At 60.5% G+C, this 4,756-nt stretch carries 2 protein-coding genes and 2 pseudogenes; 3 read left to right on the plus strand and 1 reads right to left on the minus strand.

The window, feature by feature from the left end; translation table 11 throughout:
* Positions 1-136: pseudogene (locus RZR99_RS31390) on the minus strand (DDE-type integrase/transposase/recombinase); the annotation flags it as partial.
* Between the two features lies 1 nt (position 137).
* Between RZR99_RS31390 and RZR99_RS31395 the strand changes: the two are divergent.
* The 3 genes and pseudogenes from RZR99_RS31395 to RZR99_RS31405 form a co-directional block, all read left to right on the plus strand.
* Positions 138-521, plus strand: a pseudogene (locus RZR99_RS31395) (tyrosine-type recombinase/integrase); the annotation flags it as partial.
* A gap of 445 nt (positions 522-966) precedes the next feature.
* Entirely contained in the window at positions 967-4,371 is a 3,405-nt protein-coding gene (locus tag RZR99_RS31400; RefSeq protein ID WP_323123618.1) for an autotransporter domain-containing protein, read from the plus strand.
* Positions 4,372-4,418: 47 nt separating this feature from the next.
* Positions 4,419-4,754 (plus strand): hypothetical protein, encoded by a 336-nt coding sequence (locus tag RZR99_RS31405; RefSeq protein WP_323123619.1) that lies wholly within the window; start codon positions 4,419-4,421, stop codon positions 4,752-4,754.
* The last annotated feature ends 2 nt before the right edge of the window (positions 4,755-4,756 follow it).

The raw sequence follows: 4,756 nt of genomic DNA on the forward strand, positions 1-4,756 counted from the left end.
AGAAGCGCTTCGCGGCAGTCTTATCGCGTTGCTTTTGCAGCAGGATGTCGAGTTCAATGCCGTGCTGATCGACCGCACGCCAGAGAACAAAGGGCTCGCCGCGCAACGACACGAACATCTCGTCCAGATGCCATGTACAACGGCACATGCCCGTCACGCCGCAGCGCTGGAATCCGAAGACACCACTCCTTGCCAGCCTCGGGGAGGATGAAAATGCCGGCATTACCGGCGCACATCTGTGGCGCGTGATGCGCCGGTTCTTCCTCAAGACGGCCGACGTACTCGTAGACGATCATCCCGCGCTGGCCGAAAAACTGCGACGCGCGAGTCCGCACTGGATGCGTCACAGCCATGCGAGTCACGCACTAGCGAACGGCGCCGAGCTTACGAGCGTGCGTGACAACCTGCGCCACGCGTCGATCGCCACGACCTCGATGTACCTGCACGGCAACGACGCCCGGCGCGCGCGACAGATTACCGACGCCTTCGGTCCGCGAAATACCACCCGGCGTCGCGGCTAACGCCATCCAGGCAATACACGCTTCGACCGCAAAAGACCAGACACACCAACACGACACCAGAGAAAAACCTAAACGGCTCATTGTCATCTTGCCCAATCCAGCAGGGAATTACCGATGATTCCAGCCTGATTGTGCCAAACAGCAATACTTCTTGACGTTTCTTGACGTTTCTCGACACAAGCCGCTTTTTTGATCTCTTAGTTTTATCAACAGTCCTTCACTATCTACATCTGGGCTTGTTCGGGCCGTTACTTTGACCGAACTTTGGACTGACGTCCAGAGAACGAATCAAAGTGGCAGTCAGGTCGCGGGAGCACTGTATCGGAGAATGACTTCAATCGACCCGCAGCGTTCAATTACCCGGCTCTCTTACAGCACGACAGTCGTCTATCAAACGACGTGTAACGCGAACTTGAAAACTTCGGCTAATCGGGAATGAACTTAAATGAAAATATCAGTTAGGTATCTTGATAAAGAACAGATAAAGTCGCTGGTTCTTCTCAATGTTTTTCTCGTTGGATCCCTCTTCTTGAGACCGTCCTTCGCTCAGGAAAAGCTGTATACCCAAGCTGATGGAAGCAGGACAGGCAATCTGGAGCAGGCAGCCCAGTCGTGGGCCAACGATAAGGAATTCAAGGCGAGCTGGGCAGCTGGCGCGATGCGGGCCCAGTATGCCAATGCACTGGGTTTTACTGGCGCGGGCGTGAAAGTCGGGGTGCTGGATTCGGGTGTCGATACGACACATTCCGAATTTTCTGGGACGCGGATTCATCCCGTGTCCTCCATCGGCACGTACTACGAAGACGGCTTTCAGTTGTACGCGGACGATTCGACAAGTCCAGTCAAGAGGGGCGACGCGTTCAACGTTCCCGGATCGCATATCAATGGTGTCAACGATTCACATGGAACCGAAGTCAGCGGAGCAATCGGTGCCGCGCGGGATGGCAAGGGAATGCAGGGCGTGGCATTCAATGCCGATCTCTATGTCGCCAACACCAATGGGACTGACGACAATCGCGAACAGGGTTCCAACCGACTTGACTACAACTACTTCACGGCGGCCTATGACGCGTTGGGGAAGAGCGGCGTCCGGATCGTCAACCAGAGCTGGGGACAGAATTCTCCGATCCCCGCGGAGAACCTGACCGACAACATCGCGCAGTTAAAGACGGCGTACGAGGGGTTTGCCAAACGTAATCGCGACGGCTCGAAGACCTGGCTGGATGCGGCCTCGGAGGCCGCCACGAAGTACCACTACATCGAAGTCATTTCCGCCTCGAACGATCCGCAGAAGAATCCAGATGTGCTGGCTGCGTTGCCGTACTACCGGCCCCAGGTCGAAGCCGACTGGCTGGCGGTGTCCGGCTATTCGCGCAATAACGGACAGGTCTATAACCAGTGCGGCGTCGCAAAATGGTGGTGTCTCATGGCGCCGACGGTGGCACTGGCGCCCACGGCTGGAGGTGGCTATGACCCGGGCTTTAACGGTACATCTGCTTCCGCTCCCTACGCCTCCGGTGCGCTCGCGCTGGTCATGGAGCGCTATCCCTATCTGACCAGCGAGCAGGCATTGACCGTACTGCTCACAACTTCGCAGGAAATGATCGCGGATCCGGCCAAGGTCGATCTCTCGAAGCCGTTGAACAGGCTTCCGCGCGACACCACGGGCAGCTTCGGCCGCTTTACTGCGCTGATTCCCGGCAACACGCACGTGCCGAACGCGGTGTCGGGATGGGGATTACCTGATCTGCAGAAAGCGATGAATGGCCCCAGTCAGTTACTGGGTGGCTTCAACGTGAGTCTGCCATCGGGCACGTCGGACATCTGGTCGAACGATATCTCTGATATCGCGCTCGCCGCACGCCAGAAGGAGGACGCGGCGGAACATCAGGCGTGGCTCGACACGTTGAAAGCGAAGGGCTGGACCCAGGGTTTACCGGCGAATGCGAACGACAGCGACAAGACTGCGTACGAGATAGGCGCGGCTCGCGAAGCGGCCTACGCAACGCGTGCCTACCAGGGCAGCTTGACGAAGTCCGGTGGTGGCCTGCTGGCGTTGTCAGGTGCCAATACGTACCGCGGGTTGACGACCGTCGATGACGGGGAGCTGAGAATCGACGGCTCTGTAACTTCGGGCACAGTAGTCAATCCCAATGGCCTGCTGACGGTGAACGGCACGAGCGCCGATGTGGCGGTGAACGGCGGGCTGGCATCCATCGCAGGCACGAGCGCGAACGTATCGATCACGGCGCAAGGTATTGCAAGGATCACGGGTAAGACCGCCGACGTCACCGTGAACGGCGGACTGGCATCGCTGGACGGTGCAAGCGGCGGTGTATCGGTGGGTAACGGCGGGCTCGTGACCGGTAACGGCTCGCTGCAGTCTCTGAGCGCGAAAGCGGGCGGCATCGTAGCACCAGGTCACTCGATCGGCAGCCTTAAGGTAGCGGGTGACGTCAGCTTCGCACCGGGCTCCACCTACGCGGTCGAAGTATCGGCGAGAGGAAGCAACGACCGGATCGATGCAGGCGGCCGCGCGCATCTCTCGGGCGGCACGGTGATGGCAGCGCTGGAAAATCTGCCGCCACCGCTGAGCTTGGCGCAGACTGCCACGCTGCTGGGCCGCAGCTTTACGATCCTGAACGCAGCCGGCGGTATCGACGGGCAGTTCGATGCAATGCCGCAACGTTACCTGTTCGTCGGGACGGCGTTGACGTATGGCCCGAACAGCGTGAACCTGGCCGTGAACCGCAATGCGACACCGTTCGCGAGCGTGGCAAACACGGCGAACGATCGCAGCGTGGCCAACGCGCTGGAGACGGTGAACCAGAACAACGCGGTGTACCGGAGCGTGCTGCTGGCCTCGAATGCGGCGGTGCCGCAGGCATCGTTTCATCAGTTGTCGGGGGAGATCTATCCGGCGGCATACGGGATGCTGATCAACGAGAGCCGCGAGGTGCGCGACGCAGCGCTCGACCGTCTGTGGACGGTAAGCAATGACGGAGTGCCCGGAGCGAGCCGTACCGGGGCATGGGCGCAGGTGCTGGGCTCGTGGGGCAACACGAGAGGCAATGGCAACGCGAGTGGTTATACGAGCTCGACGGGAGGCTTCCTGGCCGGAGTAGACGGTGCGCTGCGCGACGACCTGCGCGTGGGCGCACTGGCTGGATACAGCCACAACTCGGTGAGTCTGGACGACCAGCCCGCATCGGCGTCGTTCGACAGTTTCCATCTCGGGGCGTACGCAGGCTGGCAGCCGGGGCCATTCGGCTTCCGGGTTGGCGCGATTCATACGTGGCACCGGGGCGGTGTGGACCGGAGTGTGCAATACGGTGCCGCGCCGGAGAACGAAACGGGAACGCTGGAAGCCGACACCACCCAGGTATTTGGCGAGACGAGCTACAGGCTGAATGTGGGGAGCCGGTCGGTGGTCGAGCCGTTCGCACGGGTGGCGTTCGTGCATCTGAACAACCACGGGATGACGGAGAGCGGAGGAGCGGCAGCGCTGCAGGTGAAGGACAGCAACAACGACGTGACGTTCTCGACGCTGGGGTTGCGCGGCACGACGCAGCTGGATCTGGGCACGAGGCTGCAACTGACGCTGCGCGGCTCGGCGGGCTGGCAGCATGCGCTGGGGGACGGGAAGCCGGTGGGGACGCTGTCGTTTGTGGCGGGCAGCTCGCCGTTTAACGTGTCGGGTGTACCGGTGGCGAAGGATGCAGCAGTGGTGAACGTGAGTGCAGGAATGGCTCTTGGCAAGAACGGGATGCTGAGCGTGGGGTATGCGGGTTCGCTGGCCACCCGCCAGACCGATCACGCTGTGACGGGGAATCTCAACTGGAAGTTCTGAAGCCTGCAACGACGCGAGTGCTTAGGGAGAGACGGAGAATGGAAAGAGTGGCAGCGAACAACGCGCCCCGATTGTGGCAGGACATCACCGTGATTGATAACCTGTTGCCACCCGATGCGCACGCGGCGGTCTATCAGTTCCTGTCTACCGGGCAATGGTCCCACGGCTGGCGCTCGCGTACGGGTGCCGGCGCACAGCCGTTCTGGCATTGGCATTTCACCCGTGAACAGAATGACAGGCACGAGAGCATCGGGACCGATCCGGTCGGCGACCTCACACAGACTGCACCCCTGATCCACACGCTCTGGCGGGGGTGTCAGAAATTCCGTGTTCAAGGCGGGGTTGAGAATCACACGGATGGCCGACTGAATCGGTCTTCGTAAAG

The sequence above is a fragment of the Burkholderia alba genome, from assembly GCF_034721475.1.
In the GTDB taxonomy this organism is placed as follows: Bacteria; Pseudomonadota; Gammaproteobacteria; order Burkholderiales; family Burkholderiaceae; genus Burkholderia; species Burkholderia alba.